Origin of the sequence: Mucilaginibacter terrenus, assembly GCF_003432065.1 — a bacterium.
GTDB lineage: Bacteria > Bacteroidota > Bacteroidia > Sphingobacteriales > Sphingobacteriaceae > Mucilaginibacter > Mucilaginibacter terrenus.
In genome coordinates this window covers 2153688-2170887 of the sequence record NZ_QWDE01000001.1, presented here as the reverse complement: position 1 = coordinate 2170887, position 17200 = coordinate 2153688, and the positions used below count along the sequence as shown (strand labels likewise).

General features: G+C 44.1%; 18 protein-coding genes. 6 read left to right on the top strand and 12 right to left on the bottom strand.

The features are described 5' to 3' along the window. Window positions 1-181: 181 nt before the first annotated feature. Window positions 182-1708, bottom strand: coding sequence for a bifunctional phosphoribosylaminoimidazolecarboxamide formyltransferase/IMP cyclohydrolase (gene purH, locus DYU05_RS09720; RefSeq protein ID WP_117382741.1), 1527 nt, complete (start codon window positions 1706-1708; stop codon window positions 182-184). A gap of 171 nt (window positions 1709-1879) precedes the next feature. Here purH and DYU05_RS09715 point away from each other — a divergent pair, with 171 nt between their 5' ends. The 4 genes from DYU05_RS09715 (at window position 1880) to DYU05_RS09700 (ending at window position 5513) form a co-directional block, all read left to right on the top strand. Next, window positions 1880-2308: a lipocalin family protein gene (locus DYU05_RS09715; protein WP_117382740.1), complete on the top strand. Its 429-nt coding sequence runs from the start codon at window positions 1880-1882 to the stop codon at window positions 2306-2308. A 155-nt stretch (window positions 2309-2463) separates the two neighbouring features. Beyond that, on the top strand, window positions 2464-3882 hold the full coding sequence (locus DYU05_RS09710; RefSeq protein WP_117382739.1) for an alkaline phosphatase family protein: 1419 nt from the start codon (window positions 2464-2466) through the stop codon (window positions 3880-3882). A gap of 17 nt (window positions 3883-3899) precedes the next feature. Beyond that, window positions 3900-5030 (top strand): lysylphosphatidylglycerol synthase transmembrane domain-containing protein, encoded by a 1131-nt coding sequence (locus tag DYU05_RS09705; protein WP_117382738.1) that lies wholly within the window; start codon window positions 3900-3902, stop codon window positions 5028-5030. 222 nt (window positions 5031-5252) lie between these two features. Next, window positions 5253-5513 (top strand): hypothetical protein, encoded by a 261-nt coding sequence (locus DYU05_RS09700; protein ID WP_165852039.1) that lies wholly within the window; start codon window positions 5253-5255, stop codon window positions 5511-5513. On the opposite strand, the gene DYU05_RS09695 is transcribed toward DYU05_RS09700, so the two are convergent. From DYU05_RS09695 to DYU05_RS09670, 6 genes are all read right to left on the bottom strand, one after another. Continuing rightward, a complete protein-coding gene (locus DYU05_RS09695) occupies window positions 5506-5868 on the bottom strand; it encodes a response regulator transcription factor (RefSeq protein ID WP_117382736.1) in 363 nt (120 codons plus the stop codon). The genes DYU05_RS09700 and DYU05_RS09695 overlap by 8 nt on opposite strands. Further along, window positions 5865-7415 (bottom strand): PAS domain-containing sensor histidine kinase, encoded by a 1551-nt coding sequence (locus tag DYU05_RS09690; RefSeq protein ID WP_235853982.1) that lies wholly within the window; start codon window positions 7413-7415, stop codon window positions 5865-5867. Before DYU05_RS09690 ends, DYU05_RS09695 begins: the two co-directional genes overlap by 4 nt. A 521-nt stretch (window positions 7416-7936) precedes the next feature. Beyond that, complete coding sequence (locus tag DYU05_RS09685; RefSeq protein WP_117383011.1) at window positions 7937-9676, bottom strand: phospho-sugar mutase; 1740 nt, start codon at window positions 9674-9676, stop codon at window positions 7937-7939. Window positions 9677-9869: 193 nt separating this feature from the next. Then, window positions 9870-10424 carry a GNAT family N-acetyltransferase gene (locus tag DYU05_RS09680; protein WP_117382735.1) on the bottom strand — a complete coding sequence of 185 codons (555 nt, stop codon included), beginning with the start codon at window positions 10422-10424 and terminating at the stop codon, window positions 9870-9872. Beyond that, the gene (locus DYU05_RS09675; protein WP_117382734.1) at window positions 10424-11350 is read right to left on the bottom strand and encodes a hydroxypyruvate isomerase family protein; all 927 of its coding nucleotides are present in this window, start codon (window positions 11348-11350) and stop codon (window positions 10424-10426) included. Before DYU05_RS09675 ends, DYU05_RS09680 begins: the two co-directional genes overlap by 1 nt. A 58-nt stretch (window positions 11351-11408) precedes the next feature. Beyond that, window positions 11409-12080 (bottom strand): DUF6766 family protein, encoded by a 672-nt coding sequence (locus DYU05_RS09670; protein WP_117382733.1) that lies wholly within the window; start codon window positions 12078-12080, stop codon window positions 11409-11411. A 202-nt stretch (window positions 12081-12282) separates the two neighbouring features. On the opposite strand from DYU05_RS09670, the gene DYU05_RS09665 reads away from it, so the two are divergent. After that, complete coding sequence (locus tag DYU05_RS09665; RefSeq protein ID WP_117383010.1) at window positions 12283-13056, top strand: SDR family oxidoreductase; 774 nt, start codon at window positions 12283-12285, stop codon at window positions 13054-13056. A gap of 9 nt (window positions 13057-13065) precedes the next feature. Then, window positions 13066-13230 carry a hypothetical protein gene (locus tag DYU05_RS21110; protein ID WP_165852038.1) on the top strand — a complete coding sequence of 55 codons (165 nt, stop codon included), beginning with the start codon at window positions 13066-13068 and terminating at the stop codon, window positions 13228-13230. Between the two features lie 37 nt (window positions 13231-13267). On the opposite strand, the gene DYU05_RS09660 is transcribed toward DYU05_RS21110, so the two are convergent. The 5 genes from DYU05_RS09660 to DYU05_RS09640 form a co-directional block, all read right to left on the bottom strand. Further along, entirely contained in the window at window positions 13268-14329 is a 1062-nt protein-coding gene (locus DYU05_RS09660) for a zinc-dependent alcohol dehydrogenase (RefSeq protein WP_205771825.1), read from the bottom strand. Between the two features lie 72 nt (window positions 14330-14401). Continuing rightward, window positions 14402-14884, bottom strand: a complete 483-nt coding sequence (locus tag DYU05_RS09655; RefSeq protein WP_117382732.1) for a hypothetical protein — start codon at window positions 14882-14884, stop codon at window positions 14402-14404. Between the two features lie 73 nt (window positions 14885-14957). Further along, window positions 14958-15497 (bottom strand): YciE/YciF ferroxidase family protein, encoded by a 540-nt coding sequence (locus DYU05_RS09650; RefSeq protein WP_117382731.1) that lies wholly within the window; start codon window positions 15495-15497, stop codon window positions 14958-14960. A 111-nt stretch (window positions 15498-15608) separates the two neighbouring features. Further along, window positions 15609-15971: a response regulator gene (locus DYU05_RS09645; protein WP_117382730.1), complete on the bottom strand. Its 363-nt coding sequence runs from the start codon at window positions 15969-15971 to the stop codon at window positions 15609-15611. Between the two features lie 240 nt (window positions 15972-16211). Next, entirely contained in the window at window positions 16212-17099 is an 888-nt protein-coding gene (locus DYU05_RS09640) for a MerR family transcriptional regulator (protein ID WP_117382729.1), read from the bottom strand. Window positions 17100-17200: the final 101 nt, after the last annotated feature.

Sequence of the window (17200 nt, the reverse complement as noted above, 5' to 3'; positions counted from 1 at the left end):
GGCGTATGTGTCAAATAATTTGCAAAGTTAACAATAAAGTGCTCCAATATTCATGAAAATGTTCAGCGTCAGCCGAAATTTCGGCGTTAAAACTAAGTAATAGTTAATAACTCCACTTTCTTAAAATTCGTATGAATATGAGCAATTTTGCGCGATTATTAACCCGTATTAATCAGAATAATTAGTGTTTAAAGTGACGTACACCGGTGGTTACCATTGCAATGCCTTTCTCGTTGCATTTAGCTACTGAAAGTTTATCGTTTATTGATCCGCCTGGCTGCAATACCGCAGTAATACCGGCATCAGCACCTATCTCCACACAATCCGGGAAGGGGAAGAAAGCATCAGAAGCCATCACCGCACCTTTTACATCAAACCCAAACTCTGCTGCTTTAACCAGAGCCTGTTTCATGGCATCTACGCGTGAGGTCTGGCCTACGCCGCTAGCCAGCAGCTGGTTGTTTTTGGCAATAACAATGGTGTTAGATTTTGTGTGCTTTACCAGTTTGTTAGCAAAATGCAGGTCTTTTAATTCCTGTTCTGTCGGTTTTACATCGGTAACGCTGGTCATCTGGTCCGGGCCTTCTACAACCAGGTCTTTGTCCTGCTCTATAACGCCATTCAGTAAGGTCTTGAACTGTTTTAACGGCAGCTCCACACGATTGCGAATCAACACTATGCGGTTCTTTTTGGCGGTAAGAATATTTAAAGCTTCATCGGTATAAGCTGGAGCGATAAGCACCTCGTAGAAGATATTATCTATTTCTGTAGCTGTCTCGGCGTTTATTTCATCATTAGCGATGATCACACCGCCAAATGCCGAAACAGGATCGCAGGCAAGGGCATCTACCCAGGCTTCTTTAATGAAATTACGTGTAGCTACGCCGCAAGCATTGGTGTGTTTTAAGATAGCAATGGTAGGTTCGGTAAACTCATCGATAAGTGATACCGCCGCGTCAACATCTACCAGGTTGTTGTATGATAGTTCCTTACCATTCAGTTTGGTGAACATGGCTTCGAGGTTGCCATAGAAAGTGCCTTTCTGGTGCGGGTTCTCGCCATAGCGCAGCGTTTGACTTTTTTGAATGCTTTGCTTGAAAACAGGCATCGGCTCCGTTGCATCAAAATACTGAAAAATATGCGTGTCGTAGTTTGATGATATGTTGAAGGCCTTTTGAGCAAACTTACGACGCTGATCTATCGTGGTAGAACCATCCTGCGTTTTAAGGATATCTTCCAGGATGCCGTAATCATCTTTTGAGGCTAGAATAACTACATCCTTGTAGTTTTTTGCCGCCGCGCGGATGAGCGATATGCCGCCGATGTCTATTTTTTCAATAATATCGTCCTGGTTTGCACCGGAGTTTACTGTTTCTTCAAACGGGTACAGGTCTACAATTACCAGGTCAATTTCCGGTATCTCGTATTGTGCAAGCTGCTGCTCATCGCTATCCAGTCCGCGGCGCGATAATATGCCGCCAAATACCTTAGGGTGCAAAGTTTTTACACGCCCGCCCAGGATTGATGGATAGGAGGTAAGGTCCTCAACTGCAATCACATCTACACCCAAATCGCGGATGAAGGTTTCGGTACCGCCGGTAGAGTATATCTTAACGCCTAAGCGGTTAAGCTCATGAATTATCGGCTCCAGGTTGTCTTTGTAATAAACCGAGATAAGGGCATTTTTTATTTGAACGGACTGGCTCATCAGCAGGGTGTTTTTTGAGCCGCAAAGGTAAGGAATTTAGTTAATTAACAGATTGGCAAAAAGCAGAAAGTATAGGGCGTATTATGTTAGCTGCTTGTGAAGCTTATGTTAAAGTTTTGTTGAGCTGTATCAGCTACGGTGTTGAAACCGTAATCTAAAGAAACCACTCCAATGAAGACACTGGTAAAACTTACAGCATGTTTGTTAATTGTGTTATTAGCAGCATGCACCAAAGAAAAAGTTGAAGCTGATAAACCCCTCGCCGGAACCTGGCAGCTTAACGCGGCTTACACCGACCCCGGCGACGGCAGCGGTAAATACGTTCCGGTGAGTAACCCGGGTAACAACAAGCTGACGTTTAAAAGCGACGGGAAACTGGAGGTAAGCGGACTAAATAATTCGGATAACTTCCTGCTGTATTTCTCGGCATACAGTACTTACACCGTTAAAGACAGCACTACGCTTGTATTTAAGAAGCAAACCGGGACCGATTCACAAAACTTCATTTATAAGATAGAAGGCGATATGTTAACATTATCCCCAGCCGGCCCGCTGATGTGTATAGAAGGTTGCGGTGTTAGGTTCATCAAGGAGGACTAAAATAAGTGTTTCCTTATAAATTTAACATAATTTAGCATACTTGCCGGTTGTATGTTATAATTACCGTGCTTAACGATAAGTAAATTAATTTACCTTTGCGCAATTGTTAAAAGGGTGTGCTGCGTAGCGCCCACCTCCCTAAATGATTTAAATTGATGCAAAGCAAAAAGCGCGTGCTTTTTTACCTGGTAGACGGCGCCCACGCCGAAGTAATGCCCGAGTTGTTAGAACAGGGACTGCTACCCAATATTAAAAGGATTATAGAAGAAGGTACTTACCGCAAAGCCACAACCTGTTTCCCTTCTACCACCGGCCCTGCTTACCTGCCGTTTTTAACAGGCCATTTTCCCGGCACTCAGGATATAACCGGCATACGCTGGTTTGATAAAAAAGAGTTTAAGCGCACCCGCTGGAACAAAAATGCGATGCGCAGCTATTGCGGGCCGGAAGCTGCCTGGTTTAACACGGATATGCACCCGGACAAGCCAACTCTGTTTGAGCTAATGGGCGAATCGTACAACCTGTACAACATGATTACCCGTAACGTGCCTGATGAATATGACTTAGGTAAAAAGGGTAAAGGTTGGCTATACACTAAAGCGCATTTTAAGCAGGTACACCATCCGGTAGATTTACAGGGCCACGACCGTATTATGCAAATGCTGGAATCCGGCAAAGACTTTGATTTTCTTTTTGCGGTATTCCCCAGCGTAGACTGGGACTCGCACTATCACCACATACGCGACGAACGCACCATTGAGGCATATAAAATAGTAGACCGCAGTTTAGGTACCGTACGTGCCAAGCTGGAGAGCAAAGGCATGTGGGACGATACATTGTTTGTATTGACATCTGACCACGGGCTTACGCCAACAACCAAGCACCTGGATCTGGGTGACTGGATGACCAACAACGGGCTAAAATCTGTTTACTACCCGGTTATCTGGAAAAGTAATCCAAAATCGGCCGTGATGATCTCCGGTAACTCATTTGGCAGCATCCACCTGCTGAATCATGAGGGTGACCATGTGCTACGCGAAACGGAGATTGTAAACATAATGGGTGCAGACAAGCTGCAGAAGCTGCTTAACGAAGATGCGGTGGATTTTGCTATTTACCGCGGCGATGAAGAACAAACCTTTATTGTACATAACAAAGCAGGCAAAGCCAAAATATCTGTCAGGAACGACGTGTTTACTTACGAGCCGCAAACTGCGAATGTGCTGGCATACGGGGGCAAAGTAGAAGCTACCGGCCACCGGGCTATACTGGAGGCTACCTTTGATACCGATTACCCGGATGCTATTTTCCAGATATACCAATTGTTCCAAAGCCGCAGGGCAGGGGATATTGTTATCAGCGCTAACGTAGGTTATGACCTGCGTGAGTTTTGGGAATACCCGGAGCACATAGGATCGCATGGTTCGCTCCGCCGCGAACATATTCATGTGCCGCTTATCTACAACCAAAAAGGCTGGAAAGAGGGCCCTGCCCGTACCGCCGACCTGTTCGATACTATCCTGAAGTGGAAAGGCATTACGCCTGAAAAGTCTGAAGGTGAGCCTTTATTTTAATTTTTATATTTGCGTTAATGGCACACCCCACGGATCAGGAGACAGTACAGGCAGAACAGCCGGAATTGGTAAAAGAAAGCAAGCAAAAGGCTTTACAGGCCGATAAGCAGGAAGTTACCACCGTATTTAACAAGTCTGTAATTATAAAAGGTGCCTTTTGGTTCGCGCTGATCACCGTAATCACTATCGCCGGTATTTTCTTTTATAACAACACCGGCGATACGGTAAAGGCCCTGTCGCACATATCTTACAAGTATATAGCAATTTGCTTTGTGATGCTTTTTGTGGACCTTATGCTGGGCAGCTGGCGCAACCACATTTACATTCGTAAACTGGCACCCGCGGTATCGCACTGGGTAAGTTTCAGGGCAAACGTAGCCAACATGTTTATGGGTGCGGTAACACCAGCGCATGGCGGTGCAGGCCCTGCCCAAATATTTGTATACACCAGCAATGGTGTGAAGTTTATTGATGCATTTGCCGTAAGCCTTATTAATATGGGCGCTACGCTTATATTTATGCCGTTGGCCGGCTTTGTTGCTATTACGCTGATGGACACCAGTTCGGTAAGTAGTTTTGTACCGCAAATGCTGCGCTTTGGGTTCACGTTCTTCCTGCTTTTCCTTACAGCATTCATGCTCGCCTTTTGGAAACCCTTGTGGGTAGGCGCGGCTATACGTAAAATAGCACAGTGGCTGGCTGTCTTACTTCCCAAGCGTAAAGAGAAACTGCACAACTGGGCCGAGAATTCTTTTACCAGCATCAGCAATTATCAGCAAACATGCAGTGTTATTGTAAAGCAGCACCCGTTCCTGTTTCCGCTTAGTTTGCTTATTACCACAGTACTTTACCTCAATAAATATTGCTTGCAATGGGTTATCCTGATGGGCCTGGGTGTTAATGCCAACCTGGTGCAGGTTATCGCTTTCCAGGTGATCATTCAGTTCGGTATCTATTTTGCGCCCAGCCCGGGGGGCAGCGGTTTTGCCGAGGTACTTATCTCCAAGCTGTTCGGTACCATTATCCCGGCTACGCTGCTGCCGATATTTACCCTGCTGCAACGTTCGTTCCTGCTGTTTTTCCCGGCAATGGTTGGCGCTTACGTGGTGATAAACCTGCTGCGCAAACAAACCATGAAGAAAGCGTAATACGATACACTACATAGCCTTCTTTTTAACGTCATCGCAAGGAACGAAGCAATCTCTCATTAAAGGGTCAACTCCAAGCATGAAATTGCTTATTTACAGCTGAATCAACACAATTCATAAACCGCAAAGTGGCTTGCTAAACAACCCCGTAAAACTACCTGATTTGATTTTTTTCCATTGAGGATGTACATACGTGCCGTAATTTGGTACTATATGTACATCATGAGCAATGATTTCCCCCGAAAAGACGAGCCTGGTGCAAGCGAGGAAAGCTATATACAACGGCTGTTAAACAGCACGTACAACCAGGAGAAGATTGATGCGGAACTGGAGCAAATACGTACGCGCTTTGTAAAAGAAGACCGGCGGATTATCTGGTTTATCAGCAGCATATTAATTATGCTGGTAATAACACTCATCATATTTTTGGTATACTTTTACGGCACCCCTGATAAGCTGCCGTTTTTGAACCGAGCTAATTAAGTAAGGCTTGCACCTTGTCAATAAGTTTATCTACATCAAACGGTTTAGCTACGAATTCGCTGGCTCCGGCGTCCGCAGCTATGCGCTGCCCTTCGGTACTTGCCGAAATAACAATCACCGGCATATCTTTAGTGCGGGGGTTTTTTCTTAGCGTACGCAGCACCTGGTCCCCTGATAAAACAGGCATCCAAAGATCAAGCAATACAAGATCAGGCTGTTCTTTCTCTATAAGGCTGTAAATGTTCAGGCTGTTACGTTCGGGTATAATGGTGTATCCACTGTCTTCCAATACCATTTCCAGCATATCCAGTATGCCCTCATCGTCATCACAGATCAATATCTTTTTGTCTGTCATACCGCGCTCCTCTCGCTTACAGGCAATGTAAAACTAAACGTAGAGCCCTTGCCTTTTTCGCTTTCCACCCATAATGATCCGCCATGGTTTTTGATGATCTGGTCGCATATGTACAGGCCAATGCCCATGCCCGGGAAGCGCTGCTGTATGTCGCTGGCGCGGTAAAAACGTTCAAATATTTTTTGCTGGTCCTCCGGGCTTATGCCCATGCCGTAGTCGGTAACAGAAACTTTAAGATAGTTGCTCACAAGTGATAAATAAACCAATATTTCGTCCCGCTCCGGAGAGTACTTTATGGCGTTAGATAAAAGATTGCTCATCACCTGTACCAGGTGCGATTCATCGCCTACAAAGTTACTGGTGGTTTTTCCCTTAATAACAATCCGGTGCGATTTGTTTGCGGTTTGCAGTCCGTCCACCGTTTCGCGCACCATCTTGTCAAAATCAAACGCCTCTTTGTGCAGCTCGATGTTCCCGGTTTGTATGCGCGATACATCCAGCAGTTCTTCTATCAGGTTGTTAAGCCTGTCTATATAGGTGCTTGTTTTGTTTACCACACCTTTAAATTTTTCACCTGCATTTTCGGGCATCAGGCGTTCCAGCATAGATACATAGCCCTTAATCGTGGTCAGCGGGGTTTTAAGCTCATGACTGGCTATGGACAGGAAATCATCCTTGCGGCGTTCTATCGAGCGGCGCTCGGTTATGTCTTCGATCGCAATTAAAATACGGTCCTTAAACTGGCCTTCTAGCTCTATACGGTGTGCATTAAGCAGCATTATCTTTTTGCCGATATGCGGAAAATCATGCTCCACTTCAAACTCTATTACGGGGTTGTTGGTGGGGAGTATTTTTTCCAGCAGCTCTTTCAAACGGGGTATATTCCACTGCCCGTTACCAAGCTGGTACATGTTCTTGCCTTCTGTTTCCTCGCTTGATACTTTAAAGGTGCGCAGGAAGTGCTGGTTAACACTTATTACGTTATAATCTACATCCAGCACAATAAGGCTTTCCCGTACGGTTTGCACTATACTGGCCAGGTATTCTTCGCTTTCTTTTAACAAACGGGTGCGCTCTTCAATGCGCTTTTCCATTTTATCTTTTTCCTGGCGTAATTCCTGTTCTGCTTTCTTACGCAGGGTAATATCGTTTTGTACACCAATAAAGTAGGTAACGTTGCCCTGTTCATCCTGTATAGGCGACATGTACAATTCGTTCCAGAAAAGCTCCCCGTTTTTGCGGTAATTACGAATTTCCACCACGCACTTCTCGCCATTCCGCACCGCGTTGCGCAATATCTCGCGCTCTTTTTGGTTGCGGTCGTCCATCTGCAAAAAACGGCAGTTATGGCCAATTATATCCCGGCGGTCGTATCCTGTGATACGTTCAAAGGCCTCGTTGCAATAAATTATAGGGTTATCGGGCTGCTGATTGTCAGTGATGATGATACCCGATATAGAGGCATTGACTGCTTGGGTAAGCAGTTCAAAATCTCTCTTAAGCGTTCCGTTGGAGAATGAAAAATCTCCGTCCTGAATGATATCCAAAGTAATTAATATGAAATAGGCATAGGTTTCCCCAGCCCGTAAAGGACCTTGCTAATTAGGGGGAATATGGTACATCAGCTAAACCCGGTGCAACATATAATCTGCTAAACTAAATAAAACAGCCAAAAGTTTTTTGCTTTGAAGGATATTTTTTTACACAAATAAAGAATATTCCACAGCGGGTAGAAGATGAGAAAACCTGTTAAGGCTACTGTTGACGATTGCAACAAATGGATATAATGCTGCAGGCCTTGGACCTATAAAAACTTTCTTTAAGGCGGTCAGCATCGAGGTGTTTTTCTACCTGTAATATCACCTATTACTTGCAAATAAAATTTAAAATAGCAGATTTTTTTTGTGTGGTTTTTGAAGAACTCTGCATTAAATTTTAAGCAAAAAGTGCGATTCGACTGCAGATTGGCGCTTTTTACGAGGATTAACGTAAAGCGGTAAGCAGGTGTTCAAAACGCTGTTCGACAAAAAAAGCTGAACACTTTTGAACACCTGCGCGCTTTATGGCACTATTCTACTCCAAGGTCGGTCATGATCTTTTTGATCTTCTCGTCAAGCTGTTTATCGGCTTCAGCGTAGGCTTCTTTGCTTTCCAGTTTGCCGTTAACGCTGCAATAGAACTTAATCTTCGGCTCGGTACCAGATGGGCGTGCCGAGATGATGCTGCCATCCTCTGTAATAAACTGCAGTACGTCTGATAATGGCAGCTCGATTGGTTTAGTGGTATTGGTGGTAAGGTCAGTTTCTATACGCTTTTCGTAATCCTTAAGCGTAATCACCTTAGATCCACCCAGTTCACTTGGCGGGTTGTTACGGAATTTCTCCATCATCGCTACGATCTCTTCGGCACCTGTTTTACCCTTTTTGGTTAAAGAGATCAATTTTTCTTTGTAGAAGCCATAATCTATGTAGGTCTCCAGCATGGCATCAAACAGGCTGCTGCCTTTATCTTTGTAAAAGGCGGTCATCTCAGAGATAAAAGCTGCCGATACTATAGCATCCTTATCGCGAACCAGTTCGCCTACAAGGTAACCGTAGCTTTCCTCGCCGCCGCCAATAAAGGTTTTTTGGCCCTTGTACTTGGTGATCAGTTCACCTATGTATTTAAAGCCTGTAAGCGTGTTGTAGAATGTAACGCCTTTAGCCTTAGCTATCTGCTCTATAAGGTTGGTGGTTACAATGGTTTTAACAATGTATTCGTTTCCGGTAAGTTTACCTTTTTCCTGCCATGCGGTGAGCAGGTAGTTAATAAGCAAGCTGCCGGTTTGGTTACCATTAAATAGGATGAACTCGCCTTTATTATTCTTTACCGCAATACCAACACGGTCTGCATCCGGGTCGGTTGCCAATACCAGGTCAGCGTCAGTTTCCTGAGCTTTTTTCATTGCCAGGGTGAGAGCTTCTTTTTCCTCCGGGTTTGGATAAACTACGGTAGGGAAGTTACCATCAGGTGTGGTCTGTTCATCAACCAAAATAACGTTCTCAAATCCGAACATTTCCAGCGCTTTAGGCACTAAGGTTATACCCGTTCCGTGGATAGGAGAGTACACGATCTTCAGGTCCTTCTGGCGTTTAATAGCGTCAGGCGATACCGACAGTTTTACTATGCCATCAAGATACAGTTGGTCTATTTCTTCACCAATTTCTTCAATATTAGCATCAACACGATTAAACTTAACGTCGTCTACGCTCTTGATTGCCGCAACTTCATCCATCACGGCTTTATCATGCGGAGCAACGTACTGGCCGCCATCATCACCGTAAGCTTTGTAGCCGTTGTACTCCTTAGGGTTATGAGAGGCCGTGAGCATTACACCACTCTTGCAACCAAAGTGGCGCACCGCGAATGACAACTCTGGCGTTGGCCTTAAAGCGTTAAAAAAGTAAACATGTATATCATTAGCAGAGAATACCTCGGCAGTTATACCTGCAAACAGGTCGGAATTATTGCGGCTATCATGCGCTATGGCCACCTTGATCTTTTCGCCGGGGTAGGTTTTTTTGAGGTAATTGGCCAATCCCTGCGTTGCCGAGCCTATTGTGTATTTGTTTATGCGGTTAGTACCAGGACCCATTATACCACGTAAGCCGCCGGTACCAAATTCAAGGTCGCGGTAAAAAGAATCTGTCAGTTCGGTATAGGCTTTGTCATCCAGCATTTTTTGTATTTGCTGTTTCACGTCGGCATCATAGTTTCCTTCAAGCCATGAATTGACTTTCTGGAGAATGGTTGGGTCTAGTTCCTGCATAGTGGTATTTGTATTTTCGGTTATTAAAGTTGTAAAATCAAATATGATAATAAAAATGTATTTAATAAGCAATGAGGTACATTCCTCAGTGCCAATAAACATATGGTTTACTAAATAACCTGCAAGGCCATTTTGTTTATCTATTTGTTAATTAATTAGCGGCTAAATTCAGCTAACGATGGTTGCTGTATTCTCAATAATTGTGTTGCATATGGTAATGCTGCCCTCCTAAAAGGTATTTTTTGCCGCAAATAGTAAAGCCCATGCTTGTATAAAGCTTTTGAGCTTTATGATTATCAACATCTGCCAGTAAACCTACAACAGCATGCCCGTTGGCAGCTGCTTTTTCGATTGTACTTTTGAGCAACTCTTTTGCGATGCCTAGTCCCTGGTATTGCGGATATACAGCAAGGCAATCAATGTAAAATTCACCGGCAGACGTTTCATCCTCAGGTGTGCCCTCAAAGCCCAGTGTTCCGCGTATATAATCAAGAAAGCGGCTGCGGAGCACATCCAATTGTGCGCCGTCATATCCCATGATCATCCCTCTTATCGCATCTTCTTCTGTATCAACTAAAATGTTTTGGTAGCTATACTGATTTAACGGCTCTCCTATAAAACGCTCGAAAAGCGCTCGTGTAGCGTTGGTATCGTCTGTATTGGCAAACTTTGCTGCCAGCGGCCCCATCGCCAAAATTATCAAAGGGGCAATCTGCGGAGCGTCCTCGGGTAGGGCTTGTCGTATCATTATAAAAAGCTGTCTGCCTCACGGTAGGCCTGTATCAGCGCGAGCTCGCCAGCTTTGCCTTTCCCGGCAATACCATGTTCCATCCCTACTACCCCTTTGTACCCTTTGTTATAGATGTGCTTAAATATATTTTTATAGTTTATTTCACCAGTACCGGGTTCGTTGCGGCCGGGGTTATCGCCAACCTGGTAGTAGCCAATTTCATCAGATGCCCAGTCAAGGGTAGGAAGTATGTTGCCCTGGTTGCGCTGTACGTGGTACATGTCATACAATATTTTGCAGGATGGGCTGCCTACGGCTTTACATATCTCAAATCCCTGGTCTGGTGTGCGCAGAAAAAGGTTCGGGTTGTCGCTTAGTGGCTCCAGCACCATAACAATGCCGTGAGGCTCCAAAACAGCAACTCCTTTTTTGATAGCTTCTATAACATTCCCCATTTGTATTCCTATAGGTAGGTTTCGTTGAAAGTCGCCGGGTACCACTGTTACCAGTTTACTGTTAATTCGCTTGGCAACTTCGACGGCCTGCGTACACGACTTTATAAAATTATCTACCTGGTCGCTTTTGCCTGTCGCCAGCATATTACCATCGTTACTTAAGCCCGGCTGCACAAACACGCCCATTCCCATGCCCAACTTGGCCAGGGTATCGCCTATTTTCTTTTGTTGTTCTACCGGCCTGCCAGACATTCCGTTGTCTTCAATCGCCCTAAAACCTTGGTCGTAAGCAAACTTTATCTGATTAATAAAGTCATCACCTGCATGGTTTTTAAACATGCCATCGTGAATGCCGTAATTTAAATTGAACGGTTTGCCGGCTATCTTATCTCCCGCCGGTTTGCCAGCTATATTTGCTTTTACAGCATTGCCTGCAAGCAGCGATGCACCTGCCAGCAGCGAGCTTTGCATGAAGTTTCTGCGTTTCATGTTTGGTAAGTTTGGTACGGCAATATAGGCGGAATAGATGAGCCGTCCAAAGTGTGCCTTACTTACCTGTTTCCATATGTGGTGCATCAACAGGCTTTGATTCAGGCGAGCCCTTTTGACGCAAGTAGATGGTGAGGAACACGATAGACACGATAGACAAAAACTCACTTTGCCAGTTTTGAAATGTTTCAAACCAAAATTCTGGTTCACTCAAATAAGTTAGCAGATCTTCCTGTGGTTTATGCATCAGCATTTGCTCGTCGTTGTGGTTGGTAAAGCTGCCATACAAATGCCCTGCCCAACTCAAAAGGAACAAACCCAGGAAACACAAAGACAATGAATTACTATAAACCCATAACAGCCAGCCACCTTTGCGAACAGCAAAAGGTGCATCGGGCCCGGGTTTAGGTTCACGGTCTACCTCTTCTTCGCCCTCCATACTTTTAGATTCTGCCGATCCTATCTGCCGTAATCCTACAGTGCAAAGTACATACATCCCCATCTGCAAAAACTCGCTTTGAAAGTTCTCGAAAGTGGCGGAAAAGAAATGGCCCGATCCGAGGTAGGCGCCAAACGTTAGTGCTTGTCCGCCTTTTTCCTGTATCTCCTGGTTGTTTTGTTTCCATCCGGTGAATGCCTGGGCAACCAGAGTAATAATGAAAAGCGCCAAAAAAAATAGTGTCAACCCGTTGCGCTTAAAGAAGGAATATTTTAATGGAGAGTCAGGCATGGTAAAGCAGCTCAAACACCATATGGTGTATATGATAGTATTAATTAATCATTTTTCTTTTAATGAAACACAAATACACCTTTTCTGTTTTTCAGACACATACCAGCTCATGTTTTTATATCTGCCGGTCCGCAATGCCATTCTCACGGGTATGTACCATTGGACATCATTAATCGCAGAAATTAATAAAAACAATATAACTATGACAGCTGAAACAGATAAGTTATTACACGACATTTTACCCGGAACGGTAAACGGTTTATCAATTATTATAACAGGTGGTACAACCGGTATTGGAAGGATCGCGGCAATAGCATTAGCGCAGCAAGGTGCAAACGTGCTCTTTGCCGGGCGCGATCAGCAGCACCTGGATGATACCCTTGCCAGCGTAAAAGGGCAGGAATTTAGTGGAAATTTGCACGGCATTGTTGCCGATTTGGCCACCAGCGAAGGAATAGACCATTTATTTAGTGAAGCGGACGAACGTTTCTCTAAGCTAGATGTATTGATCAATAACGCTGCGCTTGCGTTCCAAAGCGTGAGCGAAGGAGATTATGCTGACTGGGAAGAGGTTGTTAAAACAAACGTTCTGGGCTACATGGGTTGTACCCGCAAGGCACTGGACCGTATGAGAGCTAATAAAAGCGGCCACATTGTAAATATTGGATCGATGAGTGCCGATATAAGAGAGCAAAATAGCTCTATATACGTTGCAACAAAGTCGGCCATACAAGGCTTTTCAGAAGCGCTGCGTAAAGAGGTTAACGAAGCGGGTATTAAGGTTACCCTTATAGAACCAGGCGCGGTAGGTACAGATATGCAGCCGGTAAGTGTACCGGATCAGCAGGAAAAAGAGGAAAACCTCGAAATGTTAAAAGCTGAGGATATTGCCGGCGCCATCTTGTTTGCGTTATGTCAGCCAAAACGTTGCGATGTAGTTAATATACAAATAAGGCCGCATTTGCAGCTGATATAACTTAGAAATATGGAAAGCGGAGTAAAATTTGTGAAAGGCCAAAAGGTATTGGCTCCCGAAGGTGAAGGTTCTGTAATAGAGGTAAACGGCGGCGAGGTGAAAGTGAAACTCTCCAATGGCGAAGTGAAGTCGTACCAGGGTACCGACCTGGAAGATGACTCCGATGCAGGGTAAAACTAAAGAGGCGAGCCATGAAGCTCGCCTTTTTAGTTTATGTAGTTAGCGCTACAAATACGGCTGCAGTTTCCTGCTTGTTTTTAGCTGTTTCGAATGCCTGGTTAATATCGTCCAGTGCAAAACTATGGCTGATCATTTTTTTTGCGTTGAGTTTTCCCTTTGCTAAAAGTTCCAAGCTCATTTGCATTTCAGGATAGATGTCCCAGTACGAATAACTCGCGCTTCCAATAAGCTTTATTTCGGACATTTGCATCCGCTGCCACTCCAAACCTATGGTGGTGATGCCTTCGTCAAAACCACCTACTATAACCACCTTGCCGCCCCTTCGTGCAAAGGTTGTGGCCTGCGGAAGCGTAATGGGCATTGCCTCGCCACCGGCACATTCAAAAACTATATCAGCACCGCGCCCATTGGTAAAAGCCATTACTTTATCTTTTGGATCCTCTTTATCAGAGTTAATTACTACATCGGCACCAAGTTCTTTAGCGAGTTGCAGAGCGGAGTCTACTTTATCTATAATAACAACATCAGCCCCGCAAATTTTAGCGAGTTGTAACTGACCTAAGCCAATGCAGCCTGCTCCAATTACAACCACCTTGTCGTTTAACTTTATTTGGCTTAGCTGTATGGCATGTAATGCCACCGAAAAGGTGTCGAGCAAAGTAGCTTCTTTGTAACTTACGTTCTCCGGCAGTTTATAGCATTTTTTCGCCGGAGCAATTACATACTCAGCAAAGTCGCGCGATACAGTTTCTGATCTTACCGGGTATAGATTAGGGCATAAATTATATTGCTGTACGCGGCACCAGTCGCAGCTTTCATCACCCAATACTGTCTCTACTACTACGCGGTCGCCAACTTTCAAATCTTTTACCTGATCGCCAACGGCAACAACTTCGCCCGCAGTTTCATGGCCCATTATTTTGCATGCCAGGTGGGGTTCTGCTTTTTTCCAGTGCCGCAGGTCGGTTCCGCATATTCCCACCACCTTTATATTTACAAGCACCCAATCTGGTGCCGGGAGCGTGGGGCGTTCAACTTCAGAGATCTCAAAATCGCCTTTTTCGGTCTTTAAGGCAGCCTTCATCTTATCCATAACAAGTTATTTATAACTTAAATTATTATTTATAAGGGAATTTTGAGGTTATTTGTTTGAACTCAGCATTAGCTAAACAATGGTTTTTAATAAGGCAGCCTTTTTGCGTTTACTATCTCTAATGAGCTGGTAATTAAGTGTAGCGAATATGGCAAACACTACATGTGCAGGTATACGCTGCAGGTAGTATTTGTTATAGTTTATCCATGGTGGCAGCGGGTGTGCTTTAAACGTTCCCTTCCATATTAGCGCACCGGCAATGCCGCTTATACCGCCAATAACCAACGCTGTTTTGAGATTGGCCTTTATTTTCCCTGCTTCCCAGAGCTCCACGTAAATGCCGGCGAAGACAACCCCCATGGCATAATGCGCGCCCCAGCCGGCAATGGTTAACCATTTTTTATCCAGCGCAGGCACAAGCCTTTTTACCATGGTTTGTAGATGGTCTGGCTCGCGAAAGTTTTCACCTGCAAAATAGGAGTGAAGCGCACTATAAGCTGTCATGAAGTTAGTACCCATAAAGGCCGACAGCAGAGTTTTTTTTAGCTGATCCATGTGTTCACTTGTTTAAAGTAAAAATGCCGGAGCGCTAAAAATGTTTGTTTATAAGAGTAGCAGCGTTAAAACCCTAACTTCCCGTGCTGGACACAATATATTTGGAGCCGATAAGCAGCAACAGCGTACGGTCGGCTTTTGCTTCGTCGTAATTTTCTCTAAGCAGTTGTTTTATCTGTTTGTTCCTGAGCTTAACGGCAGCCATTTGCAAAACCTGGAACGACGCCATTTCCAGGCTCTCTATATTTTGAAGATAGAACACGATAGACATATCGCGCAGTTCATTTTCTTTAGCATGTTTTTTTATGTCTTCAAAGGCATCGTCAACAAGGCCCGCAAGCCCTCCGCAATTTGCATTGTTAGGGCTGGAGTCCAGCAACTCATAAATAACTTCCATGCGTGCCATTTGTCGTTCTACATCCTCTATAGTTTCCCGAACGGCTATCTTAAGATCGGCGAAGTGAGCTTCCTCTTTAATAGTAGGCAGATGGTTCACCAGGTGTGCTTTTGCAGAATAAATTTTATCGAGGTGGGAGAGGAAAAATCCCCGTAATTTTTTAGAGCCGAGGCTTATTTTCTTTCTTGGTTCGGGCTTATTTGTATCGTTGCTCATGTGACCGGCTTATACTATATTGTATGTAGGTGAATTATCTGTTTATTAAAAAAGTAATTGCTTTTTATGTGGCAATTTTTACGGTAAAACGCAAAATGAAGTTTGAAAATTTTACATAAGGTGCTTATTTACCTGCATTGTCATTTTGAAGATATCAAACGGCTTTGGTATGAAACCGTCTGCACCGCATTGTTTAGCTAACGAAGCAAGGTCGTGCTCACCCGAAACAAGTATAACCGGCAACTTTAAATCTGGATAGAGCGACTTTATTTCGGCACATATTTGCAGCCCGTTTTTAGTGCTGCCTTTTATCCTTACATCTAGCAATACAATGTCCGGGTGGATAACAGATATATGATCCGCTGCCTCGCTGGTATTCGAAACTACCACATCATACCCTTCATCCTGGAACACTATATTAAGTATCTCCAAAATATCCTCGTCATCGTCAATTATAAGTATCCGTTTTGCCATCTCGTTTAATTCTCTCAAGCATTACAAATACCATTCCGTAAAGGCTTGATAAACATTAATTAAGCTTTAATTTCGTTATAAGATATTGGATTATCGTTCTAATTTTTAATGGTTATAATTTTAAGCTCACAACTTTAAGCTCATTTAAAAATGTATGCTTAAAACCTGCGTTTTGTTTAATTTTAAGTACAATGCGTTAGACAAAGTAAAGCACTTTAACTTTAAGTTGCAATAGTGTTGTTATGCTGCGGATTTTTGAAGTAAAGAAACAAGATCGGCAACTGAATAAAAGTTTTTTCCAAAGTCGCTTATCTTCCCTGTAATCAATCTTCCGGTAAAATATACCGGGATGCCTGGCAGGGCTTTTCTTAGTAGATGTGCATAGTCCGGTAGCGATAAAGCATTAAGAGATGTGGTCATGCCGGTAACTACTACGTCTGGCTTACAGGTTTCTGCAACAAGCGGCAGGCTTTCCAGCGGAACGGATTGGCCGAGGTAAATTGTACGGTACCCTCGTATTTTAAATGCATAGTTGTAAAACAGCAAACCAATCTCGTGAAGTTCGTTCTCCGGCAAAAGCAGAAGTACTAATTGCCCTGCTCCAAATTCGCTGGTCTTGACAGCATCTGTGGCGGCTATTATCTTCTGCCTGATCAGGTTAGAAAAAAAATGTTCCTGGGCGGGGTTAATTGATCCCGTTTGCCACATTACACCTATCTTTTCGAAAAAGGGAAATATAACGTTGATGAAAGCTTTCTCGAACCCCATCTTTAGTAAGATGCTCATGAACGCATGATTGAACATCGCCTCATTCATTTCTATTAGGCTCAGTAAAAGGTTCTCCTGTACAGCTTCCGTTCCGTCTCCGGTCAGGGTAACTGTGGACATGTGGCCCGCTATATCCGCATCAGACATGCCAGCGATAGCAGAGATCTTATACCCGTTCTTATTCAGCAAACTGATGTTAAGGATATGCCGTAAGTCGTCGTTAGAGTAAAACCGGATGTTGGCGTTAGTACGGCTGGGCTTAATTATATCGTAACGCTTCTCCCATATGCGGATAGTATGGGCCTTAATACCGGAAAGTTTCTCCAGGTCACGAATAGAATAGCGGGCGGTAGTGCTCATAAGGCGGTGGATCCGAACAGGTGGTTTGCTGTTGCTAAATTAAATTAAAAATTTAAACAATGTTCTTTTATGCAAAAGTAAATCCAAGAATTTTGTTTAAC

Excerpts from the sequence above, each read along its gene's own strand:
- DYU05_RS21110 (WP_165852038.1), top strand. The coding sequence starts at position 13,066 with ATGGAAAGCGGAGTAAAATTTGTGAAAGGCCAAAAGGTATTGGCTCCC.
- DYU05_RS09655 (WP_117382732.1), bottom strand. The coding sequence starts at position 14,884 with ATGGATCAGCTAAAAAAAACTCTGCTGTCGGCCTTTATGGGTACTAAC.
- DYU05_RS09660 (WP_205771825.1), bottom strand. The coding sequence starts at position 14,329 with ATGGATAAGATGAAGGCTGCCTTAAAGACCGAAAAAGGCGATTTTGAG.
- DYU05_RS09640 (WP_117382729.1), bottom strand. The coding sequence starts at position 17,099 with ATGAGCACTACCGCCCGCTATTCTATTCGTGACCTGGAGAAACTTTCC.
- DYU05_RS09680 (WP_117382735.1), bottom strand. The coding sequence starts at position 10,424 with ATGATACGACAAGCCCTACCCGAGGACGCTCCGCAGATTGCCCCTTTG.
- DYU05_RS09715 (WP_117382740.1), top strand. The coding sequence starts at position 1,880 with ATGAAGACACTGGTAAAACTTACAGCATGTTTGTTAATTGTGTTATTA.
- DYU05_RS09645 (WP_117382730.1), bottom strand. The coding sequence starts at position 15,971 with ATGGCAAAACGGATACTTATAATTGACGATGACGAGGATATTTTGGAG.
- purH (WP_117382741.1), bottom strand. The coding sequence starts at position 1,708 with ATGAGCCAGTCCGTTCAAATAAAAAATGCCCTTATCTCGGTTTATTAC.
- DYU05_RS09670 (WP_117382733.1), bottom strand. The coding sequence starts at position 12,080 with ATGCCTGACTCTCCATTAAAATATTCCTTCTTTAAGCGCAACGGGTTG.
- DYU05_RS09685 (WP_117383011.1), bottom strand. The coding sequence starts at position 9,676 with ATGCAGGAACTAGACCCAACCATTCTCCAGAAAGTCAATTCATGGCTT.
- DYU05_RS09695 (WP_117382736.1), bottom strand. The coding sequence starts at position 5,868 with ATGACAGACAAAAAGATATTGATCTGTGATGACGATGAGGGCATACTG.
- DYU05_RS09700 (WP_165852039.1), top strand. The coding sequence starts at position 5,253 with ATGAGCAATGATTTCCCCCGAAAAGACGAGCCTGGTGCAAGCGAGGAA.
- DYU05_RS09710 (WP_117382739.1), top strand. The coding sequence starts at position 2,464 with ATGCAAAGCAAAAAGCGCGTGCTTTTTTACCTGGTAGACGGCGCCCAC.
- DYU05_RS09675 (WP_117382734.1), bottom strand. The coding sequence starts at position 11,350 with ATGAAACGCAGAAACTTCATGCAAAGCTCGCTGCTGGCAGGTGCATCG.
- DYU05_RS09650 (WP_117382731.1), bottom strand. The coding sequence starts at position 15,497 with ATGAGCAACGATACAAATAAGCCCGAACCAAGAAAGAAAATAAGCCTC.
- DYU05_RS09705 (WP_117382738.1), top strand. The coding sequence starts at position 3,900 with ATGGCACACCCCACGGATCAGGAGACAGTACAGGCAGAACAGCCGGAA.
- DYU05_RS09665 (WP_117383010.1), top strand. The coding sequence starts at position 12,283 with ATGACAGCTGAAACAGATAAGTTATTACACGACATTTTACCCGGAACG.